17 protein-coding genes and 1 rRNA gene are annotated in these 17,051 nt (G+C 56.2%); 10 read left to right on the top strand and 8 right to left on the bottom strand.

Features of this window, described 5'->3' with window-relative positions; translation table 11 throughout:
- Positions 1-9: 9 nt before the first annotated feature.
- Both rrf and AB6V08_RS21200 read left to right on the top strand, forming a co-directional pair.
- Positions 10-125: ribosomal RNA gene (gene rrf, locus AB6V08_RS21205) — 5S ribosomal RNA — on the top strand.
- A 200-nt stretch (positions 126-325) separates the two neighbouring features.
- Entirely contained in the window at positions 326-1,621 is a 1,296-nt protein-coding gene (locus AB6V08_RS21200) for an MFS transporter (protein ID WP_368544770.1), read from the top strand.
- Here the strand turns inward: AB6V08_RS21200 and AB6V08_RS21195 are convergent.
- The 5 genes from AB6V08_RS21195 to trxC all read right to left on the bottom strand — a co-directional run bounded on the left by AB6V08_RS21195 (position 1,618) and on the right by trxC (position 7,339).
- Complete coding sequence (locus AB6V08_RS21195; RefSeq protein WP_368544769.1) at positions 1,618-1,941, bottom strand: YfiM family lipoprotein; 324 nt, start codon at positions 1,939-1,941, stop codon at positions 1,618-1,620. The two genes, AB6V08_RS21200 and AB6V08_RS21195, sit on opposite strands and share 4 nt — an antisense overlap.
- A 44-nt stretch (positions 1,942-1,985) precedes the next feature.
- Positions 1,986-3,341: a CDP-diacylglycerol--serine O-phosphatidyltransferase gene (gene pssA, locus AB6V08_RS21190; protein WP_368544768.1), complete on the bottom strand. Its 1,356-nt coding sequence runs from the start codon at positions 3,339-3,341 to the stop codon at positions 1,986-1,988.
- 111 nt (positions 3,342-3,452) lie between these two features.
- The gene (locus AB6V08_RS21185) at positions 3,453-6,116 is read right to left on the bottom strand and encodes a bifunctional acetate--CoA ligase family protein/GNAT family N-acetyltransferase (protein WP_368544767.1); all 2,664 of its coding nucleotides are present in this window, start codon (positions 6,114-6,116) and stop codon (positions 3,453-3,455) included.
- A gap of 35 nt (positions 6,117-6,151) precedes the next feature.
- Positions 6,152-6,850: a tRNA-uridine aminocarboxypropyltransferase gene (locus AB6V08_RS21180; RefSeq protein ID WP_368544766.1), complete on the bottom strand. Its 699-nt coding sequence runs from the start codon at positions 6,848-6,850 to the stop codon at positions 6,152-6,154.
- A gap of 69 nt (positions 6,851-6,919) precedes the next feature.
- Positions 6,920-7,339, bottom strand: a complete 420-nt coding sequence (gene trxC, locus AB6V08_RS21175; RefSeq protein WP_368544765.1) for a thioredoxin TrxC — start codon at positions 7,337-7,339, stop codon at positions 6,920-6,922.
- A gap of 206 nt (positions 7,340-7,545) precedes the next feature.
- Here trxC and AB6V08_RS21170 point away from each other — a divergent pair, with 206 nt between their 5' ends.
- The gene (locus AB6V08_RS21170; RefSeq protein WP_368544764.1) at positions 7,546-8,631 is read left to right on the top strand and encodes a tRNA/rRNA methyltransferase; all 1,086 of its coding nucleotides are present in this window, start codon (positions 7,546-7,548) and stop codon (positions 8,629-8,631) included.
- A gap of 46 nt (positions 8,632-8,677) precedes the next feature.
- Here AB6V08_RS21170 and ung read toward each other — a convergent pair whose 3' ends face one another.
- On the bottom strand, positions 8,678-9,367 hold the full coding sequence (gene ung, locus AB6V08_RS21165; protein WP_368544763.1) for a uracil-DNA glycosylase: 690 nt from the start codon (positions 9,365-9,367) through the stop codon (positions 8,678-8,680).
- Between the two features lie 311 nt (positions 9,368-9,678).
- On the opposite strand from ung, the gene grcA reads away from it, so the two are divergent.
- A complete protein-coding gene (gene grcA / locus AB6V08_RS21160; RefSeq protein WP_234671410.1) occupies positions 9,679-10,062 on the top strand; it encodes an autonomous glycyl radical cofactor GrcA in 384 nt (127 codons plus the stop codon).
- Positions 10,063-10,117: 55 nt separating this feature from the next.
- Here the strand turns inward: grcA and srmB are convergent, their stop codons facing one another.
- A complete protein-coding gene (gene srmB, locus AB6V08_RS21155) occupies positions 10,118-11,446 on the bottom strand; it encodes an ATP-dependent RNA helicase SrmB (RefSeq protein ID WP_368544762.1) in 1,329 nt (442 codons plus the stop codon).
- Positions 11,447-11,578: 132 nt separating this feature from the next.
- On the opposite strand from srmB, the gene trmN reads away from it, so the two are divergent.
- Positions 11,579-12,316 carry a tRNA(1)(Val) (adenine(37)-N(6))-methyltransferase TrmN gene (gene trmN / locus AB6V08_RS21150; RefSeq protein ID WP_368544761.1) on the top strand — a complete coding sequence of 246 codons (738 nt, stop codon included), beginning with the start codon at positions 11,579-11,581 and terminating at the stop codon, positions 12,314-12,316.
- Here the strand turns inward: trmN and nadB are convergent.
- Complete coding sequence (gene nadB, locus AB6V08_RS21145) at positions 12,301-13,920, bottom strand: L-aspartate oxidase (protein ID WP_368544760.1); 1,620 nt, start codon at positions 13,918-13,920, stop codon at positions 12,301-12,303. The genes trmN and nadB overlap by 16 nt on opposite strands.
- 364 nt (positions 13,921-14,284) lie before the next feature.
- Between nadB and rseD the strand changes: the two genes are divergently transcribed.
- From rseD to rseC, 5 genes are read left to right on the top strand one after another with little or no spacing between them, the layout of a single operon-like run.
- The gene (gene rseD / locus AB6V08_RS21140; protein ID WP_368544772.1) at positions 14,285-14,350 is read left to right on the top strand and encodes a rpoE leader peptide RseD; all 66 of its coding nucleotides are present in this window, start codon (positions 14,285-14,287) and stop codon (positions 14,348-14,350) included.
- Positions 14,347-14,922: an RNA polymerase sigma factor RpoE gene (gene rpoE, locus AB6V08_RS21135; protein ID WP_059312568.1), complete on the top strand. Its 576-nt coding sequence runs from the start codon at positions 14,347-14,349 to the stop codon at positions 14,920-14,922. Before rseD ends, rpoE begins: the two co-directional genes overlap by 4 nt.
- Before the next feature lie 31 nt (positions 14,923-14,953).
- Positions 14,954-15,604 carry an anti-sigma-E factor RseA gene (gene rseA / locus AB6V08_RS21130; protein ID WP_368544759.1) on the top strand — a complete coding sequence of 217 codons (651 nt, stop codon included), beginning with the start codon at positions 14,954-14,956 and terminating at the stop codon, positions 15,602-15,604.
- Positions 15,604-16,557, top strand: a complete 954-nt coding sequence (gene rseB / locus AB6V08_RS21125) for a sigma-E factor regulatory protein RseB (protein ID WP_368544758.1) — start codon at positions 15,604-15,606, stop codon at positions 16,555-16,557. Before rseA ends, rseB begins: the two co-directional genes overlap by 1 nt.
- Positions 16,554-17,030 carry a SoxR-reducing system protein RseC gene (rseC, locus tag AB6V08_RS21120; RefSeq protein ID WP_368544757.1) on the top strand — a complete coding sequence of 159 codons (477 nt, stop codon included), beginning with the start codon at positions 16,554-16,556 and terminating at the stop codon, positions 17,028-17,030. The genes rseB and rseC overlap by 4 nt, the downstream gene beginning before the upstream one ends.
- Positions 17,031-17,051: the final 21 nt, after the last annotated feature.

Here is a 17,051-nt window from a genome sequence, read left to right as displayed (position 1 = left end):
CAGAATTTGCCTGGCGGCTTTAGCGCGGTGGTCCCACCTGACCCCATGCCGAACTCAGAAGTGAAACGCCGTAGCGCCGATGGTAGTGTGGGGTCTCCCCATGTGAGAGTAGGGAACTGCCAGGCATCAATCAAGAAAAACCCCGTACCGGAAGGTGCGGGGTTTTTTGCATTTATGGCTTTTATCTTAATCCCTTATCCTGCTAATTAAATCTGTGATCTTGCTCTCAATGTTAAATATAACAAAAATATAACATTTCATTTACGAAGCAATTTGGGCGATACGTGCCCGATACGCCAGCGTTTATGGCAGGAGCATTATTAAAATGACAGAAAGCATCACAACACACGGGACGCTGGCTAACAGTGATACCCGCCGTAGGGTATGGGCCATCGTTAGCGCCTCGTCAGGGAATCTTGTTGAATGGTTTGACTTCTATGTCTATTCCTTCTGTTCTCTCTATTTCGCACACATCTTTTTTCCAACGGGAAATACAACCACTCAGCTACTGCAGACGGCAGGGGTATTCGCCGCAGGTTTCCTGATGCGGCCTATTGGCGGCTGGCTGTTTGGCCGCATCGCGGATCGTCGCGGACGCAAAACGTCAATGCTGATTTCAGTGTGCATGATGTGCTTCGGATCGTTAGTGATCGCCTGCCTGCCGGGCTATGAAACTATCGGCACGTGGGCACCCGCGCTACTGTTGCTGGCCAGGCTGTTCCAGGGTCTGTCGGTCGGGGGCGAATACGGAACAAGCGCCACCTACATGAGTGAAGTTGCTCTGGAAGGGAAGAAGGGTTTTTACGCCTCTTTCCAGTACGTCACGCTCATCGGCGGTCAGCTTCTGGCTATCCTTGTCGTCGTCATTCTTCAACAGATCCTGACGGATGAACAGCTTCACAGCTGGGGCTGGCGCATTCCATTTGCGATGGGGGCTGTGCTGGCAATCGTCGCGCTTTGGCTGCGTCGCCAACTGGATGAAACCTCGCAAAAAGAAGTCCGGGCATTAAAAGAGGCTGGCTCGTTAAAAGGATTGTGGCGTAACCGTAAAGCCTTCCTGATGGTTCTGGGGTTCACTGCCGGCGGCTCGCTGAGCTTCTATACCTTCACCACCTATATGCAAAAGTATCTGGTGAATACGACGGGGATGCACGCAAACGTCGCCAGCGTGGTGATGACCGTTGCCCTGTTCGTCTTTATGCTCATTCAGCCGCTTATCGGGGCGCTCTCCGATAAAATTGGTCGACGCACGTCGATGCTGATTTTTGGCGGCCTGTCCGCCGTCTGTACCGTACCCATTTTGTCCGCGCTTCAGCATGTCTCTTCCCCGTATGCGGCATTTGCGCTGGTCATGCTGGCGATGGTTATTGTGAGCTTTTACACCTCAATTAGCGGGATCCTGAAAGCCGAGATGTTCCCGGCACAGGTTCGCGCTCTTGGGGTTGGGCTGTCTTATGCCGTGGCTAACGCGCTGTTTGGCGGATCCGCCGAGTACGTCGCGCTCTCGTTGAAATCACTGGGCAGTGAGACAGCCTTCTTCTGGTATGTGACCGTAATGGGGGCGCTGGCATTTATTGTTTCGCTGATGCTGCACCGCAAAGGGAAGGGGATTCGACTTTAGTAATGCGCCAGCTGCCACACGGCATAGCCGGTGGTTGCTCCGGCGACATCCCACGCAAAGTCTTTCCAGCTCCAGCCGCTGCCTGCCGGGCGGCTGTCCCAAAGCTCTTTGGATGCGCCGAGGCTAACAGAGAACATAAAGCCGATTGCCGCACTGCGATCCCGGCTGTATCCCTGATGCTGTGCGTACTCGTTGCCTGCGGCAGACAGCATGGCTGAGGCGAGAAAATGCTGAGCCTTGTCCTGACCATACCAGCTATCGTTAGCCATATGGCTACATCCGGTGAGGCACAGGGTGGTCAGAAGAAGTGGAATACGCACGGTTTACTCCATAAAAAAAGCCCTGTCACTGACAGGGCTTGATCTTAAAGGATACGGCTAATCAGACGGTCGATGCGGATCCGGCGTAAACGGCGAATCAGCTTGCGAACCTTCACCGGGTAATCGGCAATGCTCTGCAGATCGCGATAATGTTTCACTACGGTGGTATGCGTGCGGATCAGATCCAGTTCGCGCTCGCGCTTCGCCGCCAGCTCGTGCTGCGGGTCGTGGATCAGAATGGCGTTTTCCAGGTCCAGACGCCAGGCGCGAGGGTTCAGGTTATTCCCGGTCAGCAGCATCCACTCGTCGTCTACCCACATCCCTTTGAGATGATAGGTATTGTCCTCATCTTTCCACAGGCGAACAACCAGCTGGTCGGTGTTCACGTAATACTGCAGGCGACTCAGGAAGCGACGGAGGTTGATTTCATAGAGATATGGCAGCGCGCCGATGATCTTGAAAGGCTGATCTTCCGGGATGTAGAAGTCGTTCGCCGTTTTATCGCCCACGATGATTTCCACTTTCTTCCCGTCGCGCAGCAGCTGGATGATATTACGCACCAGCACCGCAGGCAGGTTGAAGTAAGGGGTGCAGATCGTCAGCTTCTCATCGGCACACGGCATCAGGTGGAAGATGGTTTTATTCAGCAGGCTCGATTTACCCAGCCCAACCAGCGGCGTCACGGAGAGCTGATCGTTACTGGCATCGCCCTGGAAATGATAAACCGCGTCGCGCAGCTCCTGGCGGAAAAGGCGCACGTCGTTTTTAATCTCAGGGCTTTTCGGGCGGTGCGGATCGTCCAGACGGTTGACCCCGCGACCATGCACCAGGTTTTTATCCACCCAGTTGAACATGATGTCGGCCATCTGCGGATTGCGGATCAGGTGGTAGCGATCGTAGCGGTATTTATCGAGCTGATGCAGATAAACATCATTCAGGCTGGCGCCGCTGTACAGGACGCTGTCATCGATGATGAAACCTTTGAAATGGAGCACGCCGAGCGCTTCACGCGTATTCACGGGGACGCCGTAAACCGGGATATCAACGCCCGGGTTTTCCTGGGCCGTACGGCAGTACCAGTCAGCATTGGTGTTGGACGCCGCTGCGCCAATACGTCCACGTTGCGCGCGGTGCCAGTCAACCAGCACGCGTACATCAAGCTCTGGACGAAGACGTTTCGCTTCATAGAGCGCGTTCAGGATCCCGCGTCCGCCTTCATCTTGTTCAAGATAAAGCGCCACGATGCAGATGCGTCGCGTGGCGCTGGCAATCTTTTCCAGAAGCGTCTCCCGAAAATGAGCGGGAGCGTAAAAGAACTCTACATCATCAACTGACTGAGAAATCTTCGGTAGTTGAGCAAGGTGTTGTTGATGTTTATTACGCTTAAATTTTGACAACATCACAGTGCGTTTCTTCTCTGTTTCATTGAAGGGTTGTCTGTACCAGGCAAACAACATAAGCGGACAATGATACCACCAGTGCCGTCCAAAGTGGTTAACATTTCCAGTAGCTTACTCGTGTTTATCCGTTGGGTTCAGGCTGAGCGTCAGGGCAACAATGCCTTCATCCAGCTGGATATCAACGTCAAAACCAAGTTTCCGCGCCAGCGTCACCATGCCGCGATTATTGGGCATAGTAATGCCATTCAAACGTAACAATCCGTGATCGCGCGTATAAGTGATGAGTTTTTCCAGCAGCCGCCGACCCAGACCCAGGCCTTTAAGATCGGAACGAACCAGCACGGCAAACTCAGCGTCCACGTTATCGGGATCCGAAATCGCCCTCGTCACGCCCAGGATCTCTTCATCTGCTTCGGCGCGACGCACGGCAACAAACGCCATTTCACGATCGTAGTCGATCTGGGTCATGTTGGCTAAATCTTCGTGGGTAAATTCGTTGATTTCGCTGAAGTAGCGATAATAGAGATCTTCTTTCGTCACCTGCGAGATAAACACCCGCAGCTGGGGCTCATCCTCCGGCAGGATAGGGCGAAACAGCACTCGTTCACCGTTTTTCATCTCCACCCACTCTTCAAGCTGAAGAGGATAGGGGCGGATCGCCAGCCGGCTTTCGTTGTCACCGTCGAAGGGCGCAATATCCAGCGTAACGTCCAGCGCCGTAAACTCATTCCCGGAGGCCAGCAGCGGATGAATATCCAGCCGCTGGATCTCAGCGCAATCGACAATCAGGTTTGAAACCTGCACTAAAAACTGGCTGAGACCGGCGATATCCAGCGGACGAAGCGCGCTACGCCCGCGGATTTTTTTGCTCTTAATCGCCTGAATAATGAGGTAGCGCGCCAGGTTCATGTTCAGCGGCGGCAGGGCAACGACGGCCTGCTCTTCAGGGCGCCATTCAACGCCGCCTTCTCCGAGCATGATAAGCGGGCCGAATACCGGGTCGTGCTCAACCACCACCCGTAGCTCCTGCGCCCCGGCGCGATTGGCCATGCTCTGAACCAGCAGCCCGTGGATCCTCGCCTGCGGCCAGGCCATTTTCACGCGATCGATAATCGCGTCTGCCGCCTGCTGGACTTCCGCGGCGGTACGCAAATAGAGCATCACCCCTTGAACGTCCGACTTGTGTGGGATATCCGGGGAGCGCAGCTTAAGGGCAACCGGATAGCCAATTTGCTCGGCGATATGCACGGCCTCGGCGCTGTCGCTGGCAATCCAGGTGGGCAAGGTCTGCATCCCGTAGCTGCCGAGTATCGGCTGCACCTCGTGGGTATCCAGGGACGTCGCGCCGTCCTGGATTGCGCGCAGCAGGAGACTACGGACATCCACGGAGTTTGCCGTCTGGCTGACGGCTAAGGCCGGCGTTTCGCGAAGCTGCTTCTGGTTGCGGCGATATTCCACCATGTGCATAAACGCCGTGATGGTGCCTTCCGGCGTGCGGTAGGTTGGAAGCCCCGCCTCGCTGAAAAGCCGCCGGGCCTCCTGCGAGGAAAATTCTCCGCACCAGTTGGTTAACAGGGTGACGTATTTACCGCGCGAATGATTGCGAACCGCGTCAATCAGCGCTCGCGCGCTCTCGCTTCCGGGCGCTGCGGCGCTCGGTGAATGAATAATCATCAGCGCGTCAAAATCCTGGCTGTCCAGCAGCAGGGTGATGGCTTTGATGTACCGCTCAATGCTGGCATCATCGCGCAAATCCAGCGGGTTGCCGGGCGAAACGCTGGGCGGCAGCGCGTCCCGCAGCCGCTGGAGAGTCTCTTCACCGAGCGACGCCAGCTTGCCGTTGCGCAGCCACAGCTCGTCCAGGGCGAGTGCCGCCGGTGCTGCACCGTTGCTGACGATCATCAGTTTCTCGCCGCGCAGCGGGCGCATATGGCTCAGGGTTTCCACCGCGGAGAAAAGCTCATGCGTGTCCTGAACGCGCAGCAGACCCGCACGCTGAATGGCGGCGTCCCAGGCGGGATCCATGCCTGAATGAGAATGCAAAAGGCGCTGCGCCGCCGGGCTGCGGCCACTCTTGATAACCAGAATCGGCTTATTACGCGAAGCGCTACGCGCGGCAGAAACGAAGCGTCGCGCATCGCTTAAATGTTCGAGATAGAGCAGGATTGCGCTGGTTTTACCGTCTCGCGCCAGGAAATCCAGCAGCTCGTCGACATCGATATCCAGGCTGTCGCCGAGCGCAATAAAGTACGAAAAGCCCATCTCGCGCTGCTGCGCCCAGTCGAGAATCGTGTTGGATACTGCGGCCGACTGGGAGATAAAAGCCAGCTTGCCTTTACGGATCGGCACCGGAGAGAAGCTGGCGTTCAGGCCCTGCCAGGGGGCAAGTAAACCGAGGCTGTTAGGGCCGAGAATGCGCATCTGATAGCGGCTGGCGCAGGCAAGAAGGTCGGAATGCTGTTCAGGCGGCGAGGAGAGGATAATGCAGGTTTTACATCCCTTCTGCCCGAGCGACTCAAGCAGCTCCAGATTGCGTTTCGCATGGGTGCAGAGCACGGCGAGATCCGGCACAAAGGGCAGGCTTTGAACATCGGGCCAGGCCAGCACGCCCTGAACGGCTTTCCAGGAGGGCGTGACGGGTAACACGGGGCCGTTGAACCCGCCGGCCAGCAGGTTACGCATCATCAGATAACCTGCGCGATCGGGTTTCATTGACGCGCCGATTACGGCAATGGACTTAGGGCGCAGTAGCGCTTCCAGGCCTCGCTGACTCATGCAGGTCTCCTGTTAATGCGAGTGACCTGATGATTTTAAACGCTTTCTGCTTCGTCTGCTGTGACGCTACCCTTATGAATCGTTTTTCCTGCCAGGTAACGTTCGCGGAAGCAGGAAAAATGGCTGCCCAGCGCGGCGGCGGCAGCGGTATCTTCCGCCAAATCCAGCAGGGCAATAGCGACCTCTGCCGTGCAGTACTGGCCGTCGGCGTGGGCTTCACGCAGGCGGTAGGCCGACACGCGGGAAAGATCGACAGAAATCACCGGGAGCGCATCCAGATAAGGGCTTTTGCGGAACATCTTCCGTGCTTCGGTCCAGGTGCCGTCCAGCATAATAAACAGCGGCGGTTTGCCCGATGGCGGCACGGAAAGCACCTGGCGGCTCTCGCCGGCGTAGGAGGCCGGGAAAACGACCATCGGCTGATACTCATCGCTGGCGACCAGATCGAGCAGCGCCTGCGGCGGCTCGGTGCGCGACCACTGAAATGCGGCGGTATTCGGCAGAATATCGGCAATCAGACGACCGGTATTGCTCGGCTTCATCGGCTCGGTGTCGAACATGACCAGGCAAAAGCGGCTACGCGCGTCGGCGGGAGCCAGCGTTTCGCACAGGCACACCTTCAGCGGCAGCAGGCAGCGCTGGCAGCGGCGAATGCGGTTGCCGCGAGCAAGAAAAGGGCGGGTCGCACGCGCGAGGCGTTCGGCGCGTAATTTAAGTACGGCGTTATCAGTCATGGGCGAAATGCAGGAAAAACGCCATTTTCGCAGAGGGAGGAACGGGGCACAAGATGCGCCCCGTTATTGTTACAGAGATTCGTTGAGCCAGCTTTCGAACGGCGCTTTCGGCACGGCGCCGTTCAGCATGTCTATCACTTCACCATTTTTGAAAATCATAATGGTGGGAATGCTGCGGATGCGGAAACGGGCGCTCAGCTCGCGTTCGGCTTCGGTGTTCACTTTTACAAAACGCATTTTACCGCTGCGCTCTTCGGCGACATCTTCGAAGATGGGCGCAAAGCTACGGCACGGGCCACACCACGGCGCCCAGAAATCAACCACTACCGGCAGATCGTCCTTGAGGAGTTTGTCTAGCGTAGCGTCCGTCGCGTTAATAACGTCGCCGTCGAACAGCTCGTGACCGCAACGTCCGCATTTCGCACCATCATCAATCCGGTCCTCTGGAATGCGGTTAAGAGCCTGACAGTTGGCACATACGGTATTCATAACTAACCTCTGATAGAGCAGTGGGACAGAGCGGCACTATGCCGATTTTGTTTCCAATATGTTACACATTATCAATGAGCCTGTTTGAAACGACAATGCGTTTTATTCAATGAGAACAATAGTCGCAGGCTTTTGTACGAAATAATGGCTATGAGCTTGCACATCGGGTAATCTGCGCGCTTCGCGCAGCGCTGGTGGAGAAAAGCATGAACGACGAATTAAAAAACAAAAGCGGCAAGGTCAAAGTGATGTATGTCCGCAGTGATGAGGATTCCGACAAACGCACCCAAAATCCGCGTACCGGAAAAGGTGGCGGGCGTCCGGCCTCTTCTCGTGCAGACGGTGGCCGTCGCCCCGCCCGCGATGACAGAAATAACCGCGGTGATGACCGCAAACGTGATGACCGTAAGCGTGACGATCGCAAACGCGATGACTTCTCACGCGAGGGTTCATCCCCATGGCGTACCGTGTCCCGCGCGCCGGGCGACGAAACGCCAGAAAAAGCCGATCACGGCGGTATCAGCGGTAAGAGCTTTATCGACCCTGAAGTGCTGCGTCGTCAGCGTGCGGAAGAGACCCGCGTTTACGGTGAGAATGCGTGCCAGGCCCTGTTCCAGAGCCGTCCTGAGTGTATCGTTCGCGCCTGGTTTATTCAGAGCGTCACCCCGCGCTTCAAAGAAGCCCTGCGCTGGATGGCGGCAAACCGCAAAGCCTACCACGTGGTTGATGATGCCGAACTGACCAAAGCGTCCGGCACCGAACACCACGGCGGCGTGTGCTTCCTGATCAAAAAGCGTAACGGAACCACCGTTCAGCAGTGGGTTAGCCAGGCGGACGCCGACGACTGCGTGCTGGCGCTGGAAGACGTCGGTAACCCGCACAACCTCGGCGCGATGATGCGCAGCTGCGCGCACTTCGGCGTGAAAGGCGTGCTGTTGCAGGACGCTGCGCTGCTGGAATCCGGTGCGGCTATCCGTACCGCGGAAGGCGGTGCCGAGCACGTTCAGCCGATCACCGGCGAGAGCGTTCTGGACGCCATCGAGCAGTTCCGCAAAGCGGGCTACTCCATCGTCACCACCTCAAGCCACGCAGGTACGCCGCTGTTTAAAGCGACGCTGCCGCGCAAGATGGTGCTGGTGTTGGGTCAGGAGCGCGACGGTCTGTCTGAGGCAGCGCTGTCGAGCGCCGACCTGAGCGTGTCCATTGACGGGACGGGCAATGTCGAAAGTCTCAACGTTTCCGTTGCAACCGGCGTACTGCTGGCTGAATGGTGGCGTCAGAATAAGGCGTAAGCCTTGAACGGGCCGGGGGGCGCTATCGCCTGACCCGGCCTTTTTTTTACTCACTCTCTGCCGGCAGTACGGGCATCCAGTCAATCGGCGTCTCGCCGCGTTTTTCAAGCCACTCATTCGCCAGAACAAAATGATTACTGCCAAAGAAACCGCGGTGTGCAGACAGCGGGGACGGGTGCGGTGCTTTCAGCACGTGATGACGCTGGCGGTCGATGATCGCCCCTTTCTTCTGCGCGTGAGATCCCCACAGCAGGAACACCACGCCTTCACGGTGCTCGTTGATCAGGCTTATCACTTTATCCGTAAAAGTTTCCCAGCCTAGGCTGGCGTGAGAGTGCGCCTGGCCTGCGCGCACGGTCAGCACGGTGTTCAACAGCAGCACGCCCTGACGCGCCCAGCTTTCAAGGTAGCCGTGGTTTGGACGGGTAAAGCCGGGAACGGTGCCTTCCAGCTCTTTATACATGTTCAACAGAGAGGGCGGGATCGCAACGCCTGGACGCACGGAGAACGCCAGACCGTGCGCCTGACCCGGGCCGTGATAGGGGTCTTGCCCGAGGATAACCACTTTTACGTCATTCAGTTCGGTATAGCGGAAGGCGTTGAACACATCTTTCTGCGGCGGGTAAATCGTCTGGCCTGACTGGCGCTCCATAGCCACGGTGCTAAGCGTATTTACAAAGTAGGGCTGCTGTTTTTCATCGGCCAGCACGTCGTGCCATGTCAAAGGGGTCGTCATCTCGCTCTCCTGCGAATTTTATCTGCGCCTAGCTTACCCGTTTACGCCCGGCGAGCAAAATCCTCGCGGAAAATGTCCCTAAGTCATTAAATTTAATTTGAAAAAATACAAAAATGATTGAGATTCTGACTGGGTTAAATTGATCTAAAACAATAAATTCAAACCACACTCTTTATGTGGTTGGTGTTTTTGTTGATTTAAATCAATGAATGCCGGGTGCCTGACTGATATATATACACACAAGCAACAATGGTTTTACCAATTGGCCGCGTGAGGCCGACACCAGTTAATGTAGCCTAGGGAGGCATCACATGATTACAGGTATCCAGATTACTAAAGCTGCAAACGACGATCTGCTCAACTCTTTCTGGCTGCTGGACAGCGAGAAAGGCGAAGCGCGCTGTGTAGTAGCAAAAGCGGGTTTTGCAGAAGACGAAATCGTTCCGGTCAACAAGCTGGGCGAAATTGAATACCGTGAAATTCCGATGGAAGTTAAACCAGAAGTTCGCGTTGAAGGTGGTCAGCACCTGAACGTAAACGTCCTGCGCCGTGAAACGCTGATGGATGCGGTTGAGCACCCTGAAAAATACCCGCAGCTGACCATTCGTGTGTCTGGCTACGCGGTACGCTTCAACTCTCTGACGCCAGAACAGCAGCGCGACGTTATTGCGCGTACCTTTACTGAAAGCCTGTAAGGCTTTGAGTCACGGGAGCTGAAATAAAAAAGCCGGGTTAAGACCCGGCTTTTTTTTACTCTTCAGTTTGCGACGTTGGCGGCGTTCCGCTTGGCTTACGGCGCTTACCAATGTTCTTGGTATCGCGGTGGCGTTGCTTAACGCGCGGCTTCTCTTTCTCTTCTTTCTTCTTCTCGGCACGTTTCGCGAGCACTTTCTTCGACGGCTTGCCGGTCATTTTTTCGCTTGGCGCACGCGTGGTTGGGCGAAGCTCAGCGATAACGCGCGACTTCAGCGGCTCCTCGATGTAGCGGCCAATTTTCAGCATCAGCAGATGGTCATGCGTTTCGACCAGAGAAATCGCCGTCCCTTTGCGGCCCGCACGACCGGTACGACCGATACGGTGCAGATAGGTATCCCCGCTGCGCGGCATGTCGAAGTTAATCACATGGCTCACGTCCGGAATATCGATGCCGCGCGCCGCAACGTCCGTTGCGACCAGCACGTTGACGCGGCCTTCGGTCAGACGCTTAATGCCTTCGGTACGCTTAATCTGTGCCATCTCGCCTTCGAGGTAGCAGTTGTTGATCCCGGCGTTACGCAGCAGCTCAGCCAGCTCGTGCACGCGCTCGCGCTTTCGCACGAAGACGATGGTACGGGTAGCATCTTCCTGCTTCAGCAGGTGCTTGAGCAGCTCAACTTTGTGCTCGAAGTTATCCGCGCGGTAATACCACTGGTGGATCTTCTTGCGCTCGCGGGTTGACGGGGTGGCAGAAACTTCGACCGGGTCTTCCAGCAGGCGCTCGGCGAAGTCTTTGATTGCGTCCCCTTCCAGCGTGGCGGAGAACAGCATTGTCTGGTTACGCCAGCGCGTTTCGCCCGCAATGTGTTCGATATCCTGCGCGAAGCCCATATCCAGCATACGGTCGGCTTCGTCGAGAATCAGGGTTTCTACCGCACGGCAGTCAAAGTTCTCTTCTTTAATGTATTGCAGCAGACGGCCCGTGGTGGCGACCACGATATCCTGGTTTTCGCTGAACACTTCGGCGTGGTTCATATACGCAACGCCGCCAGTGATTGTGGCGATATCCAGATGGGTATTCGCCGCCAGCTCGCGCGCGTGTTCGGCAACCTGCATCGCCAGCTCGCGCGTTGGCGTTAAGATCAAAATGCGCGGCGGGCCTGATTTTTTACGTGGGAAATCGATCAGATGCTGCAAGACAGGCAGCAAGTAGGCTGCTGTTTTACCGGTGCCGGTTGGCGCAGAACCGAGCACATCGCGGCCCTCAAGCGCAGGCGGAATGGCCGCTGCCTGAATGGCGGTCGGGCGTGTAAAGCCTTTGCTCTCAAGTGCATTGAGCAGGCTTTCATCGAGTTCAAGTTCGGAAAAAGTCGTTACAGTCATGTTCTACCTCTGTGTGGGGCGCTGATTATAGACGTTACGGCTGTAATCTTCATCTGTTTGTATGGATATCGCTTTTCGGCCACTTCGCTTTCCCCTATGCTACTCCAGTTTCATTCAGAAGGTTGCTCCCACATGTCTCAACTCAAAGCGCAGCTGCGCCGCGATGGCTTCACCTTTAAACAATTCTTTGTCGCTCACGACCGCTGCGCCATGAAAGTCGGCACTGACGGCATTTTACTGGGTGCCTGGGCGCCGGTTGCGGGCGTAAAACGCATTCTTGATATCGGCACCGGAAGCGGGCTGCAGGCGCTGATGCTGGCCCAGCGCACCGAGCAGCACGTCACTATTGATGCCGTTGAGCTGGACGCACAGGCGGCGGAGCAGGCTGGTGAAAACGCGGCGGAGTCTCCCTGGGCTGACCGTATTACGGTGCAATGCGCGGACGTGTTGACCTGGGCTGTTGAGCAGACGGCGCGTTACGATCTTATCGTCAGCAACCCTCCCTATTTCGAACCCGGCGTAGAGTGCGGCACGCCCGAGCGCGAACAGGCCCGCTATACCGGGTCGCTCGACCATCGTGCGCTGTTAACCAGCGCGGCAAATTTAATCTCTGAAGAAGGGTTTTTCTGCGTGGTATTGCCTGAAAGCACGGGCAATCGGTTTATCGACATTGCCCGTGAGATTGGCTGGTCGCTGCGTTTGCGTACCGATATCGCGGATACCGAAGGGCGAATGCCCCATCGCGTGCTGCTGGCGCTTTCGCCCAAAGAGGGGGAATGCTTTAACGACCGGATGGTGATCCGCGGGCCAGACCAGCGTTATTCAGACGATTACACTGCCCTGACCCAGGCGTTTTACCTGTTTATGTGAGCCAGCGGAGCGAGCACTGACGGGCCGGACTCGGCCAGCTGCTCCGGGTAATCCAGGGTGTAGTGCAGGCCGCGGCTCTCTTTGCGCATCATCGCGCAGCGCACGATCAGTTCCGCCACCTGCACCAGGTTTCGCAGCTCCAGCAGGTTATTCGACACGCGGAAGTTGGCGTAATACTCGTCGATTTCCTGCTGTAGCATGGTGATGCGGCGCAACGCGCGCTCAAGACGCCGCGTGGTGCGCACAATCCCGACGTAGTCCCACATAAAGAGCCTTAGCTCGTGCCAGTTGTGCTGGATAACGACCAGCTCGTCTGGATTTTCAACGCGGCTCTCGTCCCACGCCGGTAAATGCTCAGCCTCGCGGGCGTACGGCATCCGCTTCGCAATATCCTCTGCCGCTGACCAGCCGTAAACCAGGCACTCGAGCAGCGAGTTCGACGCCATGCGGTTAGCGCCGTGCAGCCCGGTATAGCTCACTTCACCGATGGCATACAGGCCGTCAACGTCGGTGCGCCCGTGATCGTCCACCATTACGCCGCCGCAGGTATAGTGCGCTGCGGGAACAATCGGCACCGGATCGCGGGTTAAATCGATACCCAGACCGAGCAGCTTTTCGTAAATCATCGGGAAGTGCTGGCGAATGAACTCTGCCGGCTTATGGCTGATGTCCAGATACATGCAGTCAACGCCAAGACGCTTCATCTCGTGGTCGATGGCGCGGGCGACGATATCGCGCGGGGCAAGCTCGCCGCGCTCGTCAAAGTCCGGCATAAAGCGCGAGCCGTCCGGGCGCTTGAGATAAGCGCCTTCACCGCGCAGGGCTTCGGTCAATAAGAAGTTGCGCGCCTGCGGGTGGAAGAGGGCGGTTGGATGGAACTGATTGAATTCGAGGTTAGCGACGCGGCAGCCCGCGCGCCAGGCCATCGCAATACCGTCGCCCGAGGCGATGTCCGGGTTGGTGGTGTACTGATACACTTTTGACGCGCCGCCGGTGGCCAGCACAACGGCCTTTGCCCGGCAGGTTTCAACCTTCTCTTTATTGCGATTCCAGACCCAGGCACCCACGACGCGGCGCGTGCCGGGCAGGCCAATTTTGTCGGAAATGATCAAGTCCACCGCGTTGCTGCGTTCGAGCACCTGGATATTCGGGTGGCTAAGGGCCTTACTGACCAGCGTGGTTTCAACCTCTTTCCCCGTCGCATCCGCGGCGTGAAGGATGCGGCGATGGCTGTGCCCGCCTTCGCGGGTCAGGTGATAGCTCTCTTCGCCGTTAGGCTGGATCTGGGTATCAAACAGCACGCCCTGATCGATGAGCCACTGCACGCAATGCCGCGCATTGCTGGCGACGAACTCGGCGGCATGTTTATCCACAATTCCCGCCCCGGCAATCAGCGTATCTTCCACGTGCGAGGCGATGCTGTCAGTTTCATCAAAAACGGCGGCGATACCGCCCTGCGCGTAAAAGGTTGAGCCTTCGCTCATTGGCCCTTTGCTGAGCACGGTAACTTTCTGATTTTCAGCGAGGCGCAGGGCCAGCGATAACCCGGCGGCACCGCTACCGATGATCAGGACGTCGCAATTCAGTTCTGGTGTTGTGTTCATGATGTTTGTTTAATTTACTAAACATTGTTTGGTCAGAATAGCACCCTGATGCGAGATGTCGCACGTTTTTTTTAATTCGTGTTGCAATGACTAAACTTCGTTTGCGGGGTTAAAAGCGGGTAAATCTATGAAAATATTTTGCGAAGCAGATCGTTAGCTTCAGATTTTGTGGTGAAATAAAGCCTGTGTTGCGTTACTCTTCTGACGGTTAAAAAGGCAGATTCTTGTCATAACGTGCGTGCGTATCGTGAACAGACTTATAATGATAGAAAATGACCAGTCTGCGGCGCGATGAACAAAAACAAAGGCGTTACGGAACTTATTGAAGAACAGACGCTCTAACTCGGTGCTTGCTCAAAAGTGCATGGTTGTAGAGTGGCGTTTCGATAACGCGTGGAATTTAGGTTTGGGGAGACATTACCTCGGATGAGCGAGCAGTTAACGGACCAGGTCCTGGTTGAACGGGTCCAGAAGGGAGATCAGAAAGCCTTTAACTTACTGGTGGTGCGCTACCAGCATAAAGTGGCGAGTCTGGTTTCCCGCTATGTACCGTCAGGGGACGTCCCTGATGTAGTACAGGAGTCTTTTATTAAGGCCTATCGTGCGCTGGATTCTTTCCGGGGAGATAGTGCTTTTTATACCTGGCTGTATCGTATTGCAGTGAATACAGCAAAGAATTATCTGGTCGCTCAGGGCCGTCGTCCACCTTCTACTGACGTGGACGCAATCGACGCCGAAAACTTCGAAAGCGGCGGCGCATTGAAAGAAATTTCGAACCCTGAGAACTTAATGTTGTCAGAAGAACTGAGACAAATCGTTTTTCGCACGATCGAGTCGCTCCCGGAAGATTTACGCATGGCAATTACGTTACGGGAGCTTGATGGTCTGAGCTATGAAGAGATAGCCGCTATCATGGATTGTCCGGTCGGCACGGTAAGGTCACGAATCTTCCGTGCGCGAGAAGCTATTGATAATAAAGTTCAACCGCTTATCAGGCGTTGACGATAGCGGGATACTGGAAAAGGTATTAGGCATGCAGAAAGAAAAACTTTCCGCTTTAATGGATGGTGAAACGCTGGATACTGAGCTGCTCAACGAGCTGTCTCAATCTCCCGAAATGCAAGAGACCTGGGAGAGTTATCATCTCATCCGTGACACCCTGCGTGGTGATACCGGAGAGGTTCTCCATTTCGACATCTCAGCGCGCGTAATGGCGGCGATTGAGAATGAGCCTGTTCATCAGACCACTCCGCTGATTCCTGAAGCTCAACCTGCACCGCACCAGTGGCAGAAAATGCCGTTCTGGCAAAAAGTGCGTCCTTGGGCCAGTCAACTTACCCAAATGGGTGTGGCTGCATGTGTATCGCTTGCAGTTATTGTTGGCGTCCAGCACTATAACACTCAGTCTGAAGCCAATCAGCAGCCTGAAGCGCCAGTGTTTAACACACTGCCGATGATGGGTAAAGCCAGCCCGGTTAGCCTGGGCGTACCGGCTGATGCGTCCGCAAGTGGCGGCCAACAGCAGCAGGTGCAGGAGCAGCGCCGTCGCATTAATGCGATGCTGCAGGACTACGAGCTGCAGCGTCGTCTGCACTCCGAACAGCTTCAGTTTGAGCAGGCACAAACCCAGCAAGCCGCTGTGCAGGTGCCAGGAAACCAAACTTTAGGAACGCAATCGCAGTAATGAAGCAACTTTGGTTCGCCATGTCTCTGATGGCGGGTAGCCTGTTCTTCTCTGCCAACGCCTCGGCTGATGTTTCATCCGGGGCGTTGTTGCAGCAAATGAATCTGGCCAGCCAGTCACTCAATTACGAGTTGGCATTTATCAGCATCAATAAGCAGGGCGTAGAGTCATTACGCTATCGCCATGCCCGCCTTGATAATCAGCCGCTTGCCCAGCTTTTACAGATGGATGGCCCGCGCCGGGAAGTGGTTCAGCGTGGCAACGAAATCAGCTATTTCGAGCCTGGTCTTGAGCCTTTCACGCTTAATGGCGACTACATCGTTGATTCCCTTCCGTCGCTTATCTACACAGATTTTAAGCGTCTTGCGCCTTTCTACGATTTTATTTCGGTAGGACGGACGCGCATTGCCGACCGCCTGTGCGAAGTGATCCGCGTCGTGGCGCGCGATGGCACGCGCTACAGCTATATTGTCTGGATCGATGCTGAAACCAAGCTGCCGATGCGCGTTGATCTGCTCGACCGTGACGGCGAAACGCTGGAACAGTTCCGCGTGATCTCCTTCACCGTCAACAATCAGGTCGGTAACAGCATGCAGAATCTGGCGAAAGCCAGCCTGCCGCCGCTCCTGTCCGTGCCCGCGGGTGATTCGGTGAACTTCAACTGGGTGCCTTCCTGGATCCCACAAGGGTTCAGCGAAGTGTCCAGCAGCCGCCGCCAGCTGCCGACGATTGAAACGCCGGTGGAGTCTCGCCTCTATTCCGATGGTCTGTTCAGCTTCTCGGTAAACATCAACCGGGCAACGGCGAACAGCGCGGAGCAAATGCTTCGTACCGGGCGCCGCACGGTGAGTACCACGGTGCGCGATAACGCAGAAATTACCATTGTCGGTGAGTTGCCGCCGCAAACGGCGAAGCGCATTTCCGACAGCATCAAATTCAAGGCTGCACAATGATTAAAGAGTGGGCCACGGTGGTTTCGTGGCAGGATGGCGTCGCGCTGGTGAGCTGCGACGTAAAAGCCTCGTGCAATAGCTGTGCATCCAGAGCCGGCTGCGGCAGCCGCGTGCTGAACAAGCTTGGGCCGCAGACCTCGCACACCATTTCAGTGCCAAGCGATCTGCCGCTGGTGGCGGGGCAGAAGGTCGAGCTGGGGATTACTGAAGGCAGCCTCCTCACTTCCGCCATGCTGGTGTATCTCTCTCCGCTGATGGGTCTGTTTGTGATGGGCGGCGTTTTCCAGATGCTTTTCGGCACCGACCTGGCCGCAATGTGCGGCGCGGCACTCGGTGGCGTGGGGGGCTTTGGGCTGGCGCGCGGGTTTTCCCACAAGCTTGCCGCACGCGAAGAGTGGCAGCCCGTCATTCTCAGCGTGGCGCTCGCGCCAGACCAGCTTCGCGTCGAAACGCTCTCTTCAGAAGCCCGGTGATTTCACCGGGCTTTATCATTA

The sequence above is a fragment of the Enterobacter soli genome, assembly GCF_964208575.1.
GTDB lineage: Bacteria > Pseudomonadota > Gammaproteobacteria > Enterobacterales > Enterobacteriaceae > Enterobacter > Enterobacter soli_A.
The sequence above is the reverse complement of the archived record's forward strand: the minus strand, read 5'-3'. Positions and strand labels throughout refer to the sequence as shown.